This is a genomic window from Carnobacterium funditum DSM 5970, assembly GCF_000744185.1.
GTDB lineage: Bacteria > Bacillota > Bacilli > Lactobacillales > Carnobacteriaceae > Carnobacterium_A > Carnobacterium_A funditum.
This window is the reverse complement of the sequence record NZ_JQLL01000001.1, coordinates 1,938,093-1,954,631: the sequence shown is the minus strand read 5'-3', so window position 1 is coordinate 1,954,631 and position 16,539 is coordinate 1,938,093. Positions and strand designations below refer to the sequence as shown.

The 16,539-nt window shown below is 32.7% G+C and carries 21 protein-coding genes and 2 pseudogenes; 9 read left to right on the top strand and 14 right to left on the bottom strand.

Annotated elements, in window-relative coordinates:
- Window positions 1-508: 508 nt before the first annotated feature.
- The 6 genes from BR44_RS09130 to BR44_RS09100 form a co-directional block, all read right to left on the bottom strand.
- The gene (locus BR44_RS09130) at window positions 509-817 is read right to left on the bottom strand and encodes an SHOCT domain-containing protein (RefSeq protein ID WP_034552057.1); all 309 of its coding nucleotides are present in this window, start codon (window positions 815-817) and stop codon (window positions 509-511) included.
- Between the two features lie 37 nt (window positions 818-854).
- Window positions 855-1,043 (bottom strand): SHOCT domain-containing protein, encoded by a 189-nt coding sequence (locus BR44_RS09125; protein ID WP_034552054.1) that lies wholly within the window; start codon window positions 1,041-1,043, stop codon window positions 855-857.
- Between the two features lie 73 nt (window positions 1,044-1,116).
- Window positions 1,117-1,497, bottom strand: coding sequence for a hypothetical protein (locus BR44_RS09120; protein ID WP_034552052.1), 381 nt, complete (start codon window positions 1,495-1,497; stop codon window positions 1,117-1,119).
- A gap of 43 nt (window positions 1,498-1,540) precedes the next feature.
- Window positions 1,541-1,735, bottom strand: a complete 195-nt coding sequence (locus tag BR44_RS09115; RefSeq protein WP_051912664.1) for an SHOCT domain-containing protein — start codon at window positions 1,733-1,735, stop codon at window positions 1,541-1,543.
- Window positions 1,736-3,286: 1,551 nt separating this feature from the next.
- The gene (locus BR44_RS09105; protein ID WP_034552045.1) at window positions 3,287-4,654 is read right to left on the bottom strand and encodes a sensor histidine kinase; all 1,368 of its coding nucleotides are present in this window, start codon (window positions 4,652-4,654) and stop codon (window positions 3,287-3,289) included.
- Window positions 4,638-5,345 (bottom strand): response regulator transcription factor, encoded by a 708-nt coding sequence (locus tag BR44_RS09100; RefSeq protein ID WP_034552043.1) that lies wholly within the window; start codon window positions 5,343-5,345, stop codon window positions 4,638-4,640. Before BR44_RS09100 ends, BR44_RS09105 begins: the two co-directional genes overlap by 17 nt.
- Before the next feature lie 463 nt (window positions 5,346-5,808).
- Here BR44_RS09100 and BR44_RS12220 point away from each other — a divergent pair.
- The 3 genes and pseudogenes from BR44_RS12220 to BR44_RS09085 all read left to right on the top strand — a co-directional run.
- Window positions 5,809-6,412, top strand: a pseudogene (locus tag BR44_RS12220) (transposase); the annotation flags it as partial.
- A gap of 536 nt (window positions 6,413-6,948) precedes the next feature.
- On the top strand, window positions 6,949-7,650 hold the full coding sequence (locus tag BR44_RS09090; protein WP_034552041.1) for a response regulator transcription factor: 702 nt from the start codon (window positions 6,949-6,951) through the stop codon (window positions 7,648-7,650).
- The gene (locus BR44_RS09085; protein ID WP_034552037.1) at window positions 7,634-9,028 is read left to right on the top strand and encodes a sensor histidine kinase; all 1,395 of its coding nucleotides are present in this window, start codon (window positions 7,634-7,636) and stop codon (window positions 9,026-9,028) included. Before BR44_RS09090 ends, BR44_RS09085 begins: the two co-directional genes overlap by 17 nt.
- Window positions 9,029-9,226: 198 nt before the next feature.
- On the opposite strand, the gene BR44_RS09080 is transcribed toward BR44_RS09085, so the two are convergent.
- The 6 genes from BR44_RS09080 to BR44_RS11940 form a co-directional block, all read right to left on the bottom strand.
- Entirely contained in the window at window positions 9,227-10,393 is a 1,167-nt protein-coding gene (locus BR44_RS09080) for an IS256 family transposase (protein ID WP_034552035.1), read from the bottom strand.
- A gap of 339 nt (window positions 10,394-10,732) precedes the next feature.
- Window positions 10,733-11,560, bottom strand: coding sequence for a prolipoprotein diacylglyceryl transferase (gene lgt / locus BR44_RS09075; RefSeq protein WP_034552033.1), 828 nt, complete (start codon window positions 11,558-11,560; stop codon window positions 10,733-10,735).
- A 106-nt stretch (window positions 11,561-11,666) separates the two neighbouring features.
- Window positions 11,667-11,828: a M23 family metallopeptidase gene (locus BR44_RS11950; protein WP_245592953.1), complete on the bottom strand. Its 162-nt coding sequence runs from the start codon at window positions 11,826-11,828 to the stop codon at window positions 11,667-11,669.
- Complete coding sequence (locus BR44_RS11945; protein ID WP_245592952.1) at window positions 11,815-12,447, bottom strand: M23 family metallopeptidase; 633 nt, start codon at window positions 12,445-12,447, stop codon at window positions 11,815-11,817. The genes BR44_RS11950 and BR44_RS11945 overlap by 14 nt, the downstream gene beginning before the upstream one ends.
- A gap of 8 nt (window positions 12,448-12,455) precedes the next feature.
- A complete protein-coding gene (locus BR44_RS12215; RefSeq protein ID WP_425393560.1) occupies window positions 12,456-12,545 on the bottom strand; it encodes a hypothetical protein in 90 nt (29 codons plus the stop codon).
- A gap of 143 nt (window positions 12,546-12,688) precedes the next feature.
- Complete coding sequence (locus tag BR44_RS11940; RefSeq protein WP_245592951.1) at window positions 12,689-12,862, bottom strand: hypothetical protein; 174 nt, start codon at window positions 12,860-12,862, stop codon at window positions 12,689-12,691.
- 444 nt (window positions 12,863-13,306) lie between these two features.
- Here BR44_RS11940 and BR44_RS09065 point away from each other — a divergent pair, with 444 nt between their 5' ends.
- From BR44_RS09065 to BR44_RS09040, 6 genes and pseudogenes are all read left to right on the top strand, one after another.
- Window positions 13,307-13,618, top strand: a complete 312-nt coding sequence (locus BR44_RS09065) for a Mur ligase domain-containing protein (RefSeq protein ID WP_034552030.1) — start codon at window positions 13,307-13,309, stop codon at window positions 13,616-13,618.
- A pseudogene (locus tag BR44_RS12210) lies at window positions 13,615-14,138 on the top strand (Mur ligase family protein); the annotation flags it as partial. The gene BR44_RS09065 and the pseudogene BR44_RS12210, both read left to right, overlap by 4 nt.
- Before the next feature lie 45 nt (window positions 14,139-14,183).
- A complete protein-coding gene (locus BR44_RS12205) occupies window positions 14,184-14,462 on the top strand; it encodes a glutamate ligase domain-containing protein (protein WP_425393582.1) in 279 nt (92 codons plus the stop codon).
- A 45-nt stretch (window positions 14,463-14,507) separates the two neighbouring features.
- Complete coding sequence (locus tag BR44_RS09050) at window positions 14,508-14,741, top strand: hypothetical protein (RefSeq protein ID WP_034552023.1); 234 nt, start codon at window positions 14,508-14,510, stop codon at window positions 14,739-14,741.
- A gap of 27 nt (window positions 14,742-14,768) precedes the next feature.
- Entirely contained in the window at window positions 14,769-14,966 is a 198-nt protein-coding gene (locus BR44_RS09045; RefSeq protein WP_034552020.1) for a hypothetical protein, read from the top strand.
- Window positions 14,967-14,987: 21 nt separating this feature from the next.
- On the top strand, window positions 14,988-15,623 hold the full coding sequence (locus BR44_RS09040) for a TIGR01906 family membrane protein (protein ID WP_084676130.1): 636 nt from the start codon (window positions 14,988-14,990) through the stop codon (window positions 15,621-15,623).
- Between the two features lie 359 nt (window positions 15,624-15,982).
- On the opposite strand, the gene BR44_RS09035 is transcribed toward BR44_RS09040, so the two are convergent.
- Window positions 15,983-16,186, bottom strand: a complete 204-nt coding sequence (locus BR44_RS09035; protein WP_034552018.1) for a heavy-metal-associated domain-containing protein — start codon at window positions 16,184-16,186, stop codon at window positions 15,983-15,985.
- A gap of 57 nt (window positions 16,187-16,243) precedes the next feature.
- Window positions 16,244-16,513 carry a hypothetical protein gene (locus tag BR44_RS09030; RefSeq protein WP_034552016.1) on the bottom strand — a complete coding sequence of 90 codons (270 nt, stop codon included), beginning with the start codon at window positions 16,511-16,513 and terminating at the stop codon, window positions 16,244-16,246.
- Window positions 16,514-16,539 lie beyond the last annotated feature (26 nt).

Here is a 16,539-nt window from a genome sequence, read left to right as displayed (position 1 = left end):
ATTTAGTCAGCTCAACTGCTGCTATCAAAAGAAACACATTACTAGTAAACTTTCAGACAATTTTTTTTAGCTGTTCTTTCTGAAAATGTACCAGAAGTGTACTAACTCGGAAAATATCTAGCTTGCTTTGATAAATGAACGAATAAAATTTAACCCGGGGACGAAATCCTCAAAAAAGAATCTTTCGTTTCCGGGTTATTTTTTGTACTAAAAAGTAGTAGCATTACTAAACTATAAAATTATATTGTTGACTATTTTCATATTACAAGTTTTTTAAAATTTGTTCGTATTCTGCTTTATTTATTTCACCTTGTACGTAGCGCATATTTAGCATCTGTATAAGATTCCCCCCTGTTTTCGGACCCGATTTCTCTTTATTAAAGCTAATAAGAAAGTCGCGGAATATTTTTTTACCAATCCTTATTAATTTGAACAAGTCGCCAGTTCTGACTAGATAATACATGATTATTATTGAAAGAATTAAGTTTAACACGATTTCATCCCCTCATTATGCTTTTATTATCTTTAAAATATATTGAAATTCTTCATGGGATATTTCACCACGAGCATAGCGCAATTTTGCAACTTCTTCAGCATTAATAACTGAAGACGTTTCTTTATTTAATGATAGTGTTGGTTCTTGTTTTTTCTTGTCCTTAAAAAGGAAATAAACCATTAATGCAATAAGTCCAACCATAAGCATTGGTATTAGATTGCTACCTCCCATCCTATCAAATGAGTTAAACCCTTGCTGCATACCACTATATCCATTATACCCACCATTCGAAAAGTTACCCATATATCCTCCGTTCATCATCCTAATTTCTCCCTTCTTTTTTCATCGTATTATAATCTCATAACAATGCTTTTAGCTTGTTGTATTCATCTGTAGAAATTTCACCAGATGCATATCTATAATCGATTACTTCTTTCAGTTCATTTGTACTATTATTAGCATTTTTTTCATTATTTCCAAGTAACTTTTGTAATTCACCTGTTTTATACAAGTAAAAACCAAAAATTAAAATAAGCAATAAAAACATACCTTCACTCCTCTATCATTCCTATTTTTTATAGTAGCCCTAAATCCTGAATTAATTGACTCGATAATCATTTTCACATATTATTCATGATCTCAAAATTACTACTTTGAGATGAACCACCTGTTCCATGCATTCCCTTGTAAATTTCTTTTAAATTCGAGTTATCTAGGTTAGGATGCATTTCACTCATATACGGTTTCATTTGCCCAAAGTTCCTATTATCTCCTTCCATAAACTTCTGCATTTCATCAAATTGAATGGTAGTATGTTCCATGAATAGTTGCATACTCTCTAAATTAGTTGTTTCCATCATTTCTGTCACTTCATTATATCTAACGCCTTGCTCTTGGATTACCGTATTTTGATTTAATGTATCATTTCCAGCATAAAACGATAACCCTGTTCCGCTTGCAACAGCTAAAGTTGCAGCTAGCATTCCATTAATTATACTCATATTTATTCAATCTCCTTTTAATCATTTTTTTATTAAGCATTCATTATTCTTGCATTATATTTTTATTAATTTGCTCAAAGTCTGAAAAAGATATTTCGCCTTTTGCAAGTCTAAACTTCGCGATTTCCGATGCATCTGGGCTCTCACCTGATTGGTTTCCCTTTGTACCAAACGAATTCCGTCCATTTATTTCTAAATAGACTAGGTACCCGATGGGCAAAAATATCAATAACATCATAAATAATCCACCTCCAAAACGACCTATTCCAAAACAACATCATAATTCCGACATTGCTTTATCTCTCTTTCTTAATTCAATCATACCTCTTACTCATGGAGATTTTATGGGTAAGTTATGTGTAATTTATGGAGATATGACTTCCATAATTATTACTTTTGAATCTCCATACTGTAGCACTGATAGTTTCCATTTCCATCCACTCTTACTAGCGTTATATTCTCGCCTGTATACCAAAAAACTCCTTCTTCTAATTTCCAGGAACTGCAAGATCCTGTAAGAAAAGGTTTTTTATTGAGAAACTCTTGGTATTCACTAACTAAACTTTGATTCATTTTATTAAAAATAGAAAACCCTCCTTCATTTGTTTTATTTTATCGATACATACGTTAAGTTATTATTCGATTTCAGTCAATCTATTATCAAGGCTGGAACCTTACAAGATACCTATTAATTTAGTAGATCTAACCTTTACTCCCATGATTTGTTGGTTTTCTTTCTGTTTTATAATTTTTCATGGTAATAAATACCCAACCTAACTTGTAATCGATAGTAACACCTTCACTTAGAAAGCGTTCCCTTTTCTACATACATAATAAACTTACTTTGTGTGTTACCTTTTTTGTTTAATTTCTTTTATCTATTGCAGCTTCAAAAACTATCCTATTTTCCTTTTAATGATTTCTATTCTAAATAATGAATAATCTGACTAATTGCCTTTTTACTTAAACAGTCTAACGGAACATTTCAACACCTCCTGCTTTTTTACTCGTAAAGTAGTTTATTTTCTTTACTTACTCTTATTATAATTAAAAGTTATATGTATCTGATGGATAAGTTATGTGGAAATTATGTAGAATTATTAAACATACAGCGATTAAAAAATATTCTAAGATTAATAGGTAGATACTTCATGGAAAAGATTTTTTTGTTCTCTGTGATGATCTAGAATGAATATTTGAACAGACACTGACCGGTTTCGACCACCTTTTCAATGAAATGTAAAACCTTTCAGAAAACCATCATTTTTATCAAGAAGGAGAAGAAGATATCCATCTGGAAAATACTTTGGGCAAGATGATATTAATAAAAATAGACACTTGAAAAAGAGAAACTATTTTACTATACAAAGCATGATTCCTTAACAGAGAGCTGCCACAAATCAGATTATTGATTATTACTATAAACTAAAAAAAGCAACCCCTCCCCAAATAAGGGTAAAGTTGCCAACGCTGTCTATATGGATAAGCTCCTAAAATACACACATTCCATGATGAGGCACCATACGATGTGAGCCTACGTGTACACGGTATCTAGAACCATTAATCTATTGGTAGTATAGAACGAATCTCTGAAAAAGAAAGTTTCATTAGCTTTCCCCATATTTATTAGTTTAATCCTTGTTTAGCCTGACTAATCATAGGAAAAGAACTTTAATTTAGTAGCTTCATCTTTTATCTTACTTCTATACTAGTTTCATAATTAACTATTTCGTAATCTACTTATACGCAAATAAATAGATTTCTATCAAACAAGGGAATGTCCTTATCTTTATTTTTTGGGAAATTTTAATTCTATCGTTGTACCAACATTTAATTGACTACGTATTTTTATTTCTCCTCGATGTGCTTCTACAAATGCCTTTACAATAGATAATCCAATTCCAACCCCACCCGTTTTTCTATCACGTGATTTATCCCCTCTATAAAATCTTTGAAATAATAAAGGAAGATCATCTTCGCTTATCCCTTCCCCTTCGTCTTTTACGACGAAAATAATTTGATTATCTTTTTCTTCTCCATAAATAGAAACTTTCTTTCCTGGGGGTGTATATTGTAAAGCATTGTTAACAATGTTTATTAAAATTTGAATGATTTTATCACGATCTCCTAAAAACCATTGTGATTCTTCTTTACATTGCACCTCTAACTCTACACCTTTTTCAATAAATAATGGGGTAAACTGCTCCTCTATAAAACACAATATTTTCCCTGTTTCTAGTTTTGTTTTATTTAATTTAATTTGAGGATTTTCGGCTGCAATTAATTTTTCTAAGTCATTCACTAGCCTAACTAAGCGCATTAGTTCTGCATGAAATTGTTCTAATCTCATTTCATCAGGCTTCCATATACCATCTTGAAAAGCCTCAATATGACTCCTTAACGTTGCAAGTGGCGTTCTAAGCTCATGTGCAAAATCGGCTGTGAACTGTTTTCTTAGTATTTCTTCTTTTACTAAGGAATCTGCAAGCTGATTAAACGACTCACCTAATGGTTTCATCTCTCCAGTCAAGTTTTTAAGCGGAATTTGGGTTTTCCATTGATGGTTACGTAACTCAGTAACCCCAGTTATTAGTTTATTAACTCCTGACGTTAAGCGTTTTGAAAATAACAAACTAGTTAATATCGATAAAATAACAGTAAATAATACTGCCAGTATGATATTTCGTTTAATTGATTTCAAAAAGACAAATTCATCACCTATTAATTGTCCTGAATAATAGACAGTCAAGTCCCCAATTACTTGATTTTCTGTTTTTAATTGGTAAGAATCTGATTGATATTCGTTAGAATTTGATGGAGATTGATCGCCATTCATCATCTCCATCATAGATCCCACTGATGTTGAATCAACCAACAAATTGCCAGTATTATTATAAAGTTTATAGTATAAATCTTCTGTCATTGCATGCTGATGCATCATATTTTCCAATGGTTCGTTAGTTAACTCGCCAGTATCCTCATAATGTTGAATTATTCCCTTTTTAACGGTTTCGATATTTTCCGCTCTATTTGTCGTGATATAATCCGTGAATTGATTTTCAACACCAGAAAAAATAGTAAAGCTGGCAATTAAAATACCGCTTAAAGAGACCAACAAAAGATATAACAAAACCCTTAACCTAAGTGTCAGATTCATCCTTAATCCCTCCAAACTTATACCCCATTCCAAACACAGTAATGATGAAATTAGGGTGACGCGTATCTGTTTCTATTTTTTTACGCAAATTTTTTATATGTGTATCAATGTTTCTTTCATACCCTTCAAAATAACTGCCATTTTCTTGTAATTTGTCTAGTAAATCTGCTCTACTGTATACTTTCCCAGGATAACTAACTATTGCAGTTAAAAGCTTATATTCATTTGGAGTTAAAGTAAGAATTGCATGGTTCAGTTTCACTTCTTTTTTAACAAAATCAATGATTAGTTTGTCATTATTAAAACTAAGTTTGTTCTCGTTTACTCTTTGTTGAGTTCTTCTTATCAAAGCTTTTACTCTCACAACTACCTCTCTTGGACTAAACGGTTTCGTTACATAGTCATCCGCACCAATCACAAGCCCATTAATTAAATCATCCTCTGCAGATTTAGCAGTAAGCATTAATATAGGTATATTGCTGTCCATTCTTACTAATCTACATACTTCTTCACCAGATATATCAGGCAGCATTAAATCTAATATAATAAGGTCAGGGCTTTGATCTCCCACTTTTTTAAGTCCTTCTACTCCATTCGAAGCGAAGAGAACTTTCCATCCTTCTTTTACAAAATACGCTTCTAATACTTCACGTATTACTTTTTCATCATCAACAATAAGAACTTTTGTCAAAAAATCACCTCGTATATGTCATTTTATCATCTTTTTCATTAAATAAGATAATCCCCATAACTTCCACACAAATACACTATAAAAACTATGTAAAATTAATTAAATATAGTTTATTCCAAGAAATAAGTAAGAATACAATAGAGAAGCATGCATCTTAATTCAAATTATATGATTGCACTAATATAAATAGTTCTCTTTACATTATTTTATTTAATTGTATAACCTTTTGCTTATTTTTTTTACGCCCATAAAAGAACCCTAATTTGTTATGGTTAAAGCGCCTAAACTAAAGCATAAAAAGGGTTCTCTCACTGGCTACATTACATGAAAATGTTTTGAATTTCAATTCTACTATGCTGGATTGTAGAATGAAGTTAGCCACTGCTAACTAAAAAAAGCGCCAAGTGAAATTCATGTTATATTGAAGTTACCACTAACTCTCAATAGATAAGGATGAATTCACATGACGCAAACCAATAATAACATAGATTCACATAAGGGAAAACACCTTTCGTATGCAGAACGCTGTCAAATAGCTGTTCTAAAAAAGAAAAGTACACTAACCGTCAGGTTGCTAATGTTTTAAATCGAGTCCCACAAACGATTAATAATGAAATTAGGCGTGGGGCGATTCCTCAATTGAACCGCCAAATACAGAATGGAAAAAAATACGATCAATATATTTCGGTCTATGATGCAGATACTGGACAGTCTTTCTATGAAAAACAGCGAATGAACTGCGCGGGAGACGACCGAAGTGGACAGATACAGATGTTTTTATTGAATGAGCTGATGACAAGATGTTAAAAGAATAATGGTCACCTGACGTTGTTAGTAGCTTTGCTTTGAAACAAGAATTAGTTGATTTAACTATTATTCCATGCACCACTACCCTTTATCAATGGATAGATCGAGGAATTATGCGCACAAAAAATATGGATTTACTTGAAAAATTATCTCGAAAAACAAAAGAAAAGATACCCAGAAATCTTCTGAACAAGAGAATACTAGGGGTATCTATCGAAAAAATCCCAGAGATAATCGATTCAAGAGAAACCTTAGGAAATAAAATTATTAGCCAGATAAAATTATTACATTAGTTCTTATCAACTATTAATACCCTCTCAAACTATAACTATTAGATAAAATAAATAAGAGTTTATTAATATACCCTTAGATATAAGAATTATTAGGACTTCAAATAATAACCATCCCCTTTAATCAGCACCTAAAAATTAGTAATTAAGTTGTTTCTTATTTATTAAAAAAATCACTTGACACACAACGTTTACGAACGTAAACTATAGTCATCGCAATAGACTACATTTGTAATCTTAAAATACAAATAATTCCAAAGATTCTCACGGAAACTAGTTTTTTAAACGGGATATCGTTAGAAACCAGACTTTCTACGATTGAATAAAAAAATTGTTCACATGGAAAGACGATATGATATTACTATTTTTTAAGATTAAATATAAAGCAATACCCTACTCCCCAAAAAAATCCATAAACTGTTGATATATTCTAGAGCATGAAGCCAATAGAGTTAGATTAAAATTGTAAAATAATACTTATAGAAAAATTAATGGAGGAAATTATTTTGAAAATATTAATCGTAGACGATGAACCCAAAATACTAGATATAGTAGAAGCTTATCTAGCTACAAAAAACTATCAGATATTTCGATCTTCGAACGGTACAGATGCAATGAAAAAATTTGAATTAGTACAACCAAATTTAATTGTACTGGATCTCATGCTGCCTGATATATCTGGGGCCGTTATTTGCCAAAACATACGAGAAATTTCTGACACTCCTATCATTATGTTGACTGCGAAGTCAACAGAGTATGACATTTTACGCGGTCTCCAGATGGGTGCCGATGACTATATGGTAAAGCCCTTCAGCCCTAAAGAATTAGTAGCCCGTGTAGAAACCGTCTTGCGTCGTTCAGCTATGACTATTGTAACAGAGACTAAGTGGTCATTTGACAAAGGTAATTTAGTAATCTATCCTGCTAAAAAACAAGTTTTAAAAACTCAGAAGGAGGTTATATTGACTCCTACTGAATTTGAATTATTGACACTTTTAGCATCCTATCCAAAACAAATTTTTTCTAGAGAACAATTATTAGAAACTGTAAAAGGAATTGAATTTGAAGTTCTTGATCGTATTATTGATTCCCATATTAAAAACCTACGACAAAAAATTGAAGATAATACAAGACAGCCCTATTTTATTTTAACCGTTTATGGCATGGGTTATCGATTTGGTGGTAAAAAAGATGAATCGTACAATTAAGTGGCAGTTTATATTCTCATTCGTTTCTGTTTCTTTCATCATAATTGGTGCATTTAGTATGATGACGTTAATCTTATTAGATAACCATTTTGCTAAATATGTTGCCGAGAGACAAGAGTCCAAATTGGTAGCGTATACCAATGATTTAGAACAACTTTATGAAAATAATGGAGAATGGCCAAATACTATTGATTTCGAACAAATAGGTTTACAGTCATTACACAATTCAATAATATTAAAAGTATATGATAATGAACAAAAAATACTGTGGAGACCTACTTCTTCAGATGAGCTGGCAAATAAACGAAAAATACAGGATAGTATTCCATATATTGACAAGATGATGGGAGAGATGGATCACGTCTTTGTAAAAACAAACTTTCCTTTATTTAATAGTGGACAAAAAATCGGAAACGTTCTCTTTAGTTATATGGGGCCTACAACTTATTCAGAACATGACGCTTTCTTTCTTGCCGATATGAAGAATAACCTTATTATAATAGCTACGGTTACCTTAGTTCTTTCTGCCTGTTTTGCTGTATTATTTGCAAAAAAAATAAGTAGGCCTATAATTGAAGTAAAAAATTTTACAAAAAAAATTTCTAAAGGAGATTATGTGAATTTATCTCCTGAAAAAACGGATATTAAAGAAATAGATGATCTAATTCTATCTGTAAATGATCTTTCTGCTCAGCTTGAAAGCCAGCAAGATATAAGAAACCAATTATCTTCTAATATTGCTCATGAAATCAGAACACCTTTAACAACATTAAAAGGAAATCTGGAAGCTATGATAGACGGGATATGGGAAATAACAGACGAACGACTTCAAAATTGTTATGATGAGGTTAACCGTATCACCAGACTTATAGGAAGTATTGATAAAATTAATGAAATTGAAAGTCACCAGGATATTTTGAATAAAACATCTTTCGATTTATATCTTCTTTCAAAGAATATATCTTCTAATTTTGAAGCTCTTTTTGCTAAGAAAGATATTTCTTATTCGTTAGATGGGGAGTCACTTTTTATTACCGCTGATAAGGACAAAATAAGTCAACTCATTACAAATATTTTGTCAAATGCTGCTAAATTCACTCCAAGTGAAGGGAAAATAACACTGAGGATTTCTAAAAAAAAAAATCAAGCAATACTGACTGTAGCAGATACGGGAGAAGGAATTCATCCACAAGAAATCAGTCGTATTTTTGAGAGATTTTATATGTCTGATCCTTCAAGAAAGAATATTTTAAGCAGTCAAGGAATTGGTTTATCTATTGTAAAAAGTATCATTAAGGCCCATAAAGGAACTATAACGGCTCAAAGCGATTATGGAAAAGGTTCTATATTTACTGTAATCCTTCCTATCAAAAAATAGTACTCGAAAAAAAGTATTGTACTTTATATAAAAGTGCAATACTTTTTTTATAAGTACTAATCATTCAATACTAACAGATTAACTCCAATAAATATTAGTCAAGTCCATAATCCTGTGTAAAAGTTCTAGCACAATGTCACAGTAAAGATTAGCTGTCTTTTTTGTAACGGATTGTTTCATTTGTAGGTTGCAGCTGTGTTAGAACTGGATATATTTGCGGGATGAACTAATCCACTCTTCATGCTTATCCATTAGAACCGCGCCAACCAATCGGTTAGCCGAAGCAACATTCGGGAAAATACGGATGGTTTTCTCACGACGACGAACTTCTTGGTTGAGTCGTTCAATTAAGTTGGTACTTTTTAATCGAGAATGGACCTGCTCCATTACTGCGTACTGGAAGGCATCTTCAAAACCTCTATCTAATTTCTCGCAGGCTTTTTGATATTTTTTCTTGCCCTCATAGGCCTGTAGTAATTGATCTTTCGCTGCTCTAGCTAAATCGATATTGGTGAATCTGAAGACGGCTTTTAAAGAATCTCTAAAGGGCTTAGATTCTTTTTCAGGAATGGTTTCTAAGATATTTCTCATGAAATGAACCTGACATCTTTGCCAAGAAAGCCCGGCAAAGGATTGACGAATAGCCGTAACTAGACCTGGGTGAGCGTCTGAAATGACGAGCTGTGTTCCGCTCAATCCACGTTGTTTCAAGTACTCAAAGAATGTAGTCCATGTTTCTACGCTCTCTCCATTTTGAATCATGAAGCCAATAATCTCACGCTCGCCTTCTTCAGTGATTCCCAAAGCGATATGGCAACTTTTAGAAAGAACACGATGATCTTCTCGCACCTTGATATACAGGACGTCAATCATTAAGAATGGATACTTCGTATCCGAGAGAATCCGATTTTGCCATTCAGATACGAGTGGATCAAGCTGTTTAGTTAGACTGGAAACAAATGATTTGGATACAGTCTTTCCGCATAGTTCCTCTACGATTTGAGAGACCTTGCGCGTAGAGACGCCAGAAACGTACATCTCTACCATTGAAGCCAGCAGGGCTTTCTCGTTTCGTTGATATCGCTCAAATATATCCGGAGAAAATTTTCCGTCACGGGTCCGTGGGACCTTTAAATCTAATGTTCCAACACGTGTTGTTAACTCTCTTTCATAATAGCCATTCCGTTGGCTAACACGGTTTCCTGAGCGCTCGTAGTCGTCTACTTGAAGATAATCTGTCCGTTCTTGTTCCATAACTTGATGAAAAACCATCTTGAGAATACTTTTGGCGGTGTCGTCTTTTACCGAATGTTCAATTAAGCTTTGTATTTCTTCCGTTTCCAATGTAAAATGTACTTGGGTCATATGATTGCCTCCTTGGTATGTTTTTGTGGTTAAAAACAGTGTACCGTAAAGAGGCTTTCATGTGCCCTTTTCCTTTTACACAATTATATGGACTTTATCTAAATATTCTTCATTTATAGTCACCTTATTACAGATTTTTTTCTTTCTGAATATTCTTTCTAAGAAATGTTTCCTTTTGTATATTCTTTATGAAGAATTTTCAAATCAGAAATACTATCTGAAAAATCCCTATAAACATCATAGTTTCTATTCCTCATCTATTAAAAAATTACCACTCATACTTGACTATCCCCCTTTCCTTTTAAATTATTTCATCTGATTCAATATTTTTACTAACCATTAATTAGCTTCTCCTTCTAGATAATAAGGTTTTGGAGGATAATCTTGTCTGCGAACATACCATGTAACGATAGCTCCAACAAATAAAACAAGTGATAGTATCTGCGACACTCGGATAAATTCTCCAATCCATAAGCTATCGGTTCTCATTCCTTCAATAAAAAATCTTCCCATTGAATACCAGAGTATGTAACTTAAAGCTACTTCTCCTTGGCGCAACAATTTTTTTCGATTTCGTAGAACGATGAGCAGGAAAAAGCCCAATAAGCTCCATAAAGACTCATACAAGAATGTAGGATGGTAGTAAATACCATTGATCTCCATTTGTTTGATGATGATTTCAGGTAAATAGAGATTTTCTAAAAATTGACGGCTTACAGGCCCCCCGTGTGCCTCTTGGTTCATAAAGTTTCCCCAACGGCCAATAGATTGAGCCAATAGTACATTAGGTGCTAAAACATCTAATAGAAGAGCTAAAGAAATCCCATTTTTCTTTGTATAGATGTACATAGTAAGTCCACCTGCAATTAAACCACCATAAATTGCAATTCCGCCATTCCAGATAGCTAAGATTTCGTTTGGATTTTGCAGATAATAATCTAATTCGAATAAAACATAATAAAAACGAGCACCTACAAAACCAATTGGAATAGCCCATAAAGATATATCAATAATCGCATCCTCTGAGAGCCCTCTCTTTTTTCCTTCTCCTATAGCCAAAGAGATGGCCACAAGCATCGCTATGGCAATAATAATACCATACCAGTAGATTTGAATCGGTCCAACTGAGATAGCTATAGGATTAATTTCACCAAGTAGTATATTCATCTTTTAATCTCCTTCTAATCGCTATTTTCTATTGATCAACTATCTAGGTAAATTCACTTACAATTGTTCACCTATATAATAGTTGAGAAATACTCGAATCCTATTCCTATATGCCTAAGTAAGGCGCAGGATCTACTTGCGTGTTATTTTTATAAATTTCAAAATGTAAGTGAGCACCTGTGGAGTCACCTGTTGTCCCCATTGTTCCTATCTGCTGACCTTTTGATACTATTTGCCCGGGAGAAACTAACAAACTACCAGCCTTCATATGGGCATAAAAGAGTTTGCAACCCATTCTCATGGTCTATTTTTACGTAGTATCCCCATGAACTATGATAGCCAGCTACCAACACAGTCCCACTTCCAGCAAAGTCAATTCCTCCATGCAACTTACGTTCTCCAGTGATTGGGTGAATCCGATAACCAAATGGTGAGGTCGTATAATCATTGCTTGGTCGCATAAATCCAGAATTATTCACTCCAACTGGCTTTCCAGTAGGTGAAGGACTTTTAGGAGCAACGAGAACTTCTTGCTTACTCGCGACCACGCTTTCCTCTTCTTCTTCAATAATTTTCTGACGTTTTCCTTCTAATTCATCTGATAATATACTAGTTTGAGTAGCTATTGCTTGTTGCTCTTTCACAAATGACTCTTTTTCACTCGCTGTCATGTTGTAAGCAGCAGCGACTTTGATGATTTTATCATCTAGTTCTGATTTTTGAGCTACAAGATTACTTTTATTTATTTCAATAGTACCTTTTAGTTTTAGAATTATCAATTTCTCTTCTTCTGCTATTTTTTCATTTTTTTCCAGAAGCTTTTCATTATTTTCTTGAACACTAACAATTTCTTTATTAGCCGTTATCAATTGTTTGACAATGTCCATACGACCAATCAAATCAGTTGGATTTCAGAAGAAAATACAACATCTACTAGATCGGCGACGTTACCATCTGTCTGTATTGCGCGGGCTTGAGTTTTCAACTTTTTTTCACGTTGTAAAATTAATTCTTTCAACTAATTAATTTCTTTTTGTATTTTTTCAATCTTAATTTTTGAATTCTCAAATTTCCCTTCTTCTTTTTGTAATTGTAGAACAAATTCATCAATTTCTACCTGTAATTGTTTTATTTCACTCGTAAGTGTTTCTTTTTCTCCTTTAAACGGTTTAGGTTATCTTCCTTTTCTTGAATACTACCGTTTATACTAGTTGACTGCGATTCGAAATCTTGTTTTTTCTGTTCTAATTCTTCTGTCGTTTCTTCTTTTACTGTAGTATGTAGATAAATTGAATTTACCATTAAAGCAGCAACAAACACACCAGTTAATATTTTTTTTGCATGTGGTCCTCCTTATTATGGTCATAGAATAGTTTATCTTGGTAAAAATGTTACTAACTGACTTGCTCCTTTATTACTATACATCTCAATTGTGTGGATTTTATGTAGTTAGTCTAAATATTATCTCTACATAATTTCTACATAATAATCTGTTATCTTGTAATTGTTAAGAAAAAATAGCTTAACATTCAAAAAACCAAGTCAATTACATTATAGGAGTTTTTACCCGCTTGGTAGGTCTATTTTATCATAGCAAACCGCCACATCTTTGGTGCGAAAAGTATTCTCCACTTACAAATTTGTATCCCAGGTACTCCTCATAAATATTAACTGTAACATAGAACAAAATAACAGTTTCAAGTTAAAAGATTGAAGAAACCAGCCAAATCATGAGAGGATGTTGAAATGAAGTTAATAGATCTTATCCAATACCTGAATATCAGCTTGCATACGTATAAATTAAATATTGAAATTACAGGAATTATCGAAAATTCTAACTACGTTCTCCCAGGTAGTGTTTTTGTTGTCATTTCAGGAAATGATCAAGATGGACACGAATTTATACAGAATAGTATCAATAAAGGAGCCAGCTTAATTGTTGGAGAACATGACCTAAAGAATCTATCCGTTCCCTATATTCAAGTAGATAATAGCAGAGAAGCTTTGGGAGAGTTGTTATATGCATTCTGTCAAGACCCATTTAAGAACAAAAAATAATAGGCGTTACCGGTACAAACGGAAAAACAACTATTACTTATTTTATAAAACATTTTTTAGAAACACACGGGTATAAAGTTGGCATAATCGGAACGATAGGATATGAAATTAATGGTATATTTCCAGCTTCTTTCAATACAACGCCCAGTGTGAGCAAACTTTATAATTTATTTAGTCAGTTTAATGGAGGTTTCATCCCATGGATTAGTCCGAAAAAGGATGCATAATATTCCATTTGATTTTACATTATTTACTAATTTACAAAAAGATCATCTCGATTACCATGGAACTATGGACAATTATTTCCAAGCTAAGTCTCTTCTATTTACCAAATCGAGATCTGAAAGAATAAGTATTGTTCAAGGAGACACCTCTTGGGGGGAAATCATTAAAAAATTTAGCCCAAGAGAATAAAAAAAGTATTAGAATTGGTTGTAACATAAAAAGTACCTTTAGAGTTTACTCGGATAGTTCCTCTGGACAAGGTTTTATGATAAAAGAAAATGACACATTCATTAACATCATTTCTCCATTACCAGGAAACCACAACGTTAAAAATCTTTTAATGGCTATTGCAACTGTTCAACAATTGGGCGTACCGATTAATTCTGTTAATACCTATTTAAAAGACTCTAAAGGTGTCCATGATAGATTTGAACACTATATACTACCTAACAATATTGGAGTCGTTATCGATTATGCACATACTTCTGAGTCAGTAGACAGCTGTTTACGAACGCTTGCTAGACTAACAACGAATGGCAATATATCTAGCATATTCGGCTTCACAGGAAAACGGGATAAAACAAAACGTCCATTCATTTTAGAAAAGGCACTCTTGTGAAGTAAAAAGGTTTATCTCACCACAGACGAATTGCATGGGGTTCTTATGAATCAACTAAAAAAAGAAACAACAGATATTGTTGACTCTTTATTTTCTAATGAGCCAATTGTTATTGATATGGATCGGACAATGGCGTTTGAAAAAGCATTAAAAGATGCACAAGCTGGAGATTTCATTGTTTTAATGGGTATGGGACACGAAAACTATCCAACGGTATTTCATTATCCAGTTACATCAGATAATGAATTAGTAGACTACTTTAACACTAAATTAACTTAGGTACAGAGAAAAGAGAGGATGATTTTAATGGAACTTATTTTATTTTTTATCATTATGTTTGTTGGACACGGATTAATGATGTTTATGATGCCTGGTATGCACGGAGGTCACGGAAAAAAACAGGTTCATGATGAGAACTCTTCAGAGGATTTAGAACTATTAAAAACAGAGAACAAAGAATTAAGAGAAGAACTGCATACAATAAAATCTAAACTAAATAGATAGCGGATACGAGGGATAACAATCATGAAATCAAAAGCCATATACTTGTTGGGATTCATTTGTCTATTCTTTTTCGTTCTTTCGGTGTCAATTGCCATTACTATAAGTTTTATGCCGCTATACGTATTTGATATTGAGTATTTGAATATAGCCAATAGAATTGAAATGACAAAAGAGATCCTATTAAAGAATTACAGTATCCTATTAAATTACTTAACTATTCCTTGGATAACAGAACTTGAAATGCCTAACTTTCCAAGTTCCAAAAAAGGCCTTTTTCATTTTTCCGAAGTGAAAAAGTTATTTCTACTTGATTATATTATTTTATTGTTCTCTGGGATAGGATCATTTTTATTTCTAAGCTACCTGAAAAAAAGAAGCATCATTTGGAAAATTAGTCGTTTCTTTCGATGGGGATCATTGATAACACCGCTACTGATTATCACTTTATTTGTTAATTTTGATACACTATTTGTCTTGTTCCACAAAGTATCTTTTAACAATGATGCTTGGTTGTTCAATGCTAGCACCGATCCAATTATACTAGCCTTACCCGAAGTTTTTTTTATGCATAGTTTTATATTAGCATTTGGATTATTCGAGGTATTCTTTATAATCGGGTATTTGATTTCAAAGAGAGCTGGATTACAACAAAAATAAGAATACAAAAGGTTGTTTACCTTAATATTTTTTCTTTACTATTACAAACTTTACTGTAGGTAAACTTTCATAACTAAGTACGGCTACCTTACCCTCATACCACTGTCTTGATCCTTATGTACTATTTTAAGGTACTCAACGTATTTCGAAAAAATTAGATACTCTAGGTGTTGGTGATATAAAATCACTCACACCTATTTTTATACAAAAAATAGAGATATGAAAGAATGTCCACTAGCACTAAAGTCACAACAACTAAGTCTATGGAAAATCTCACATATCCCTTTCTTGTTCAAATTACGTTAGATTTAAAAAGATAAAAGTATTTTTTTCAGAAAATAGTAGCGTCAATTTTTTTCTTATCCGACTACAGAATATTTTGTTTCTGACAAAGCAGATTTGAATGTTTCTTTATCAATTTCTATTTTGCTTTCTACACTAACTTTTTTACTTTCTAAGTTTATTTCTACTGATTCTACACCTTCTATTGCTTCAAATCTTTCTTGAACCGTATTAGCGCAACCTTCACACTTCATACCTTCTACCACTAATTCTTTTCTCATAATTTCCCCCTCTTTTCGTTTTAATTTTTTAGTTAATTTCTAAACTGAGAAAGCTTTTTAGTCCAATGAGAGATCAATCTTTATATTTGCGCAACACTGATAGGTACACTCATACTGCGTTATGACTTGGTTTAGTATTTTGGGTATCCTGCTCATCGAATTTAAAAATGCTTCCTTAGCAATGCCTTCTTTCATATGGATGAAGAGTATATTTTTGTGTAAACCATTAAATACATCTTCTACTGTATGGGCAGCTAAGAGTTCTGCCTCAACTTCTTTTGAACAGACCGTACACTCTATTCCTTCAATAGTTATCCATGTTCTCATTTCTATACTCCTAACGTGAAATTTAG

Bases quoted from the DNA above. Each gene is read 5' to 3' on its own strand.
- BR44_RS09130 (WP_034552057.1), bottom strand. From the start codon at position 817: ATGATGAACGGAGGATATATGGGTAACTTTTCGAATGGTGGGTATAAT.
- BR44_RS09035 (WP_034552018.1), bottom strand. From the start codon at position 16,186: ATGAGAAAAGAATTAGTGGTAGAAGGTATGAAGTGTGAAGGTTGCGCT.
- BR44_RS09065 (WP_034552030.1), top strand. From the start codon at position 13,307: ATGAAGTTAATAGATCTTATCCAATACCTGAATATCAGCTTGCATACG.
- BR44_RS09115 (WP_051912664.1), bottom strand. From the start codon at position 1,735: ATGATGTTATTGATATTTTTGCCCATCGGGTACCTAGTCTATTTAGAA.
- BR44_RS12205 (WP_425393582.1), top strand. From the start codon at position 14,184: ATGGCTATTGCAACTGTTCAACAATTGGGCGTACCGATTAATTCTGTT.
- BR44_RS09050 (WP_034552023.1), top strand. From the start codon at position 14,508: ATGAATCAACTAAAAAAAGAAACAACAGATATTGTTGACTCTTTATTT.
- BR44_RS09045 (WP_034552020.1), top strand. From the start codon at position 14,769: ATGGAACTTATTTTATTTTTTATCATTATGTTTGTTGGACACGGATTA.
- BR44_RS11945 (WP_245592952.1), bottom strand. From the start codon at position 12,447: ATGGACATTGTCAAACAATTGATAACGGCTAATAAAGAAATTGTTAGT.
- lgt (WP_034552033.1), bottom strand. From the start codon at position 11,560: ATGAATATACTACTTGGTGAAATTAATCCTATAGCTATCTCAGTTGGA.
- BR44_RS09040 (WP_084676130.1), top strand. From the start codon at position 14,988: ATGAAATCAAAAGCCATATACTTGTTGGGATTCATTTGTCTATTCTTT.
- BR44_RS11950 (WP_245592953.1), bottom strand. From the start codon at position 11,828: ATGAAGGCTGGTAGTTTGTTAGTTTCTCCCGGGCAAATAGTATCAAAA.
- BR44_RS09030 (WP_034552016.1), bottom strand. From the start codon at position 16,513: ATGAGAACATGGATAACTATTGAAGGAATAGAGTGTACGGTCTGTTCA.
- BR44_RS09120 (WP_034552052.1), bottom strand. From the start codon at position 1,497: ATGAGTATAATTAATGGAATGCTAGCTGCAACTTTAGCTGTTGCAAGC.
- BR44_RS09085 (WP_034552037.1), top strand. From the start codon at position 7,634: ATGAATCGTACAATTAAGTGGCAGTTTATATTCTCATTCGTTTCTGTT.
- BR44_RS09105 (WP_034552045.1), bottom strand. From the start codon at position 4,654: ATGAATCTGACACTTAGGTTAAGGGTTTTGTTATATCTTTTGTTGGTC.
- BR44_RS09080 (WP_034552035.1), bottom strand. From the start codon at position 10,393: ATGACCCAAGTACATTTTACATTGGAAACGGAAGAAATACAAAGCTTA.
- BR44_RS09125 (WP_034552054.1), bottom strand. From the start codon at position 1,043: ATGTTTTTATTGCTTATTTTAATTTTTGGTTTTTACTTGTATAAAACA.
- BR44_RS11940 (WP_245592951.1), bottom strand. From the start codon at position 12,862: ATGGTAAATTCAATTTATCTACATACTACAGTAAAAGAAGAAACGACA.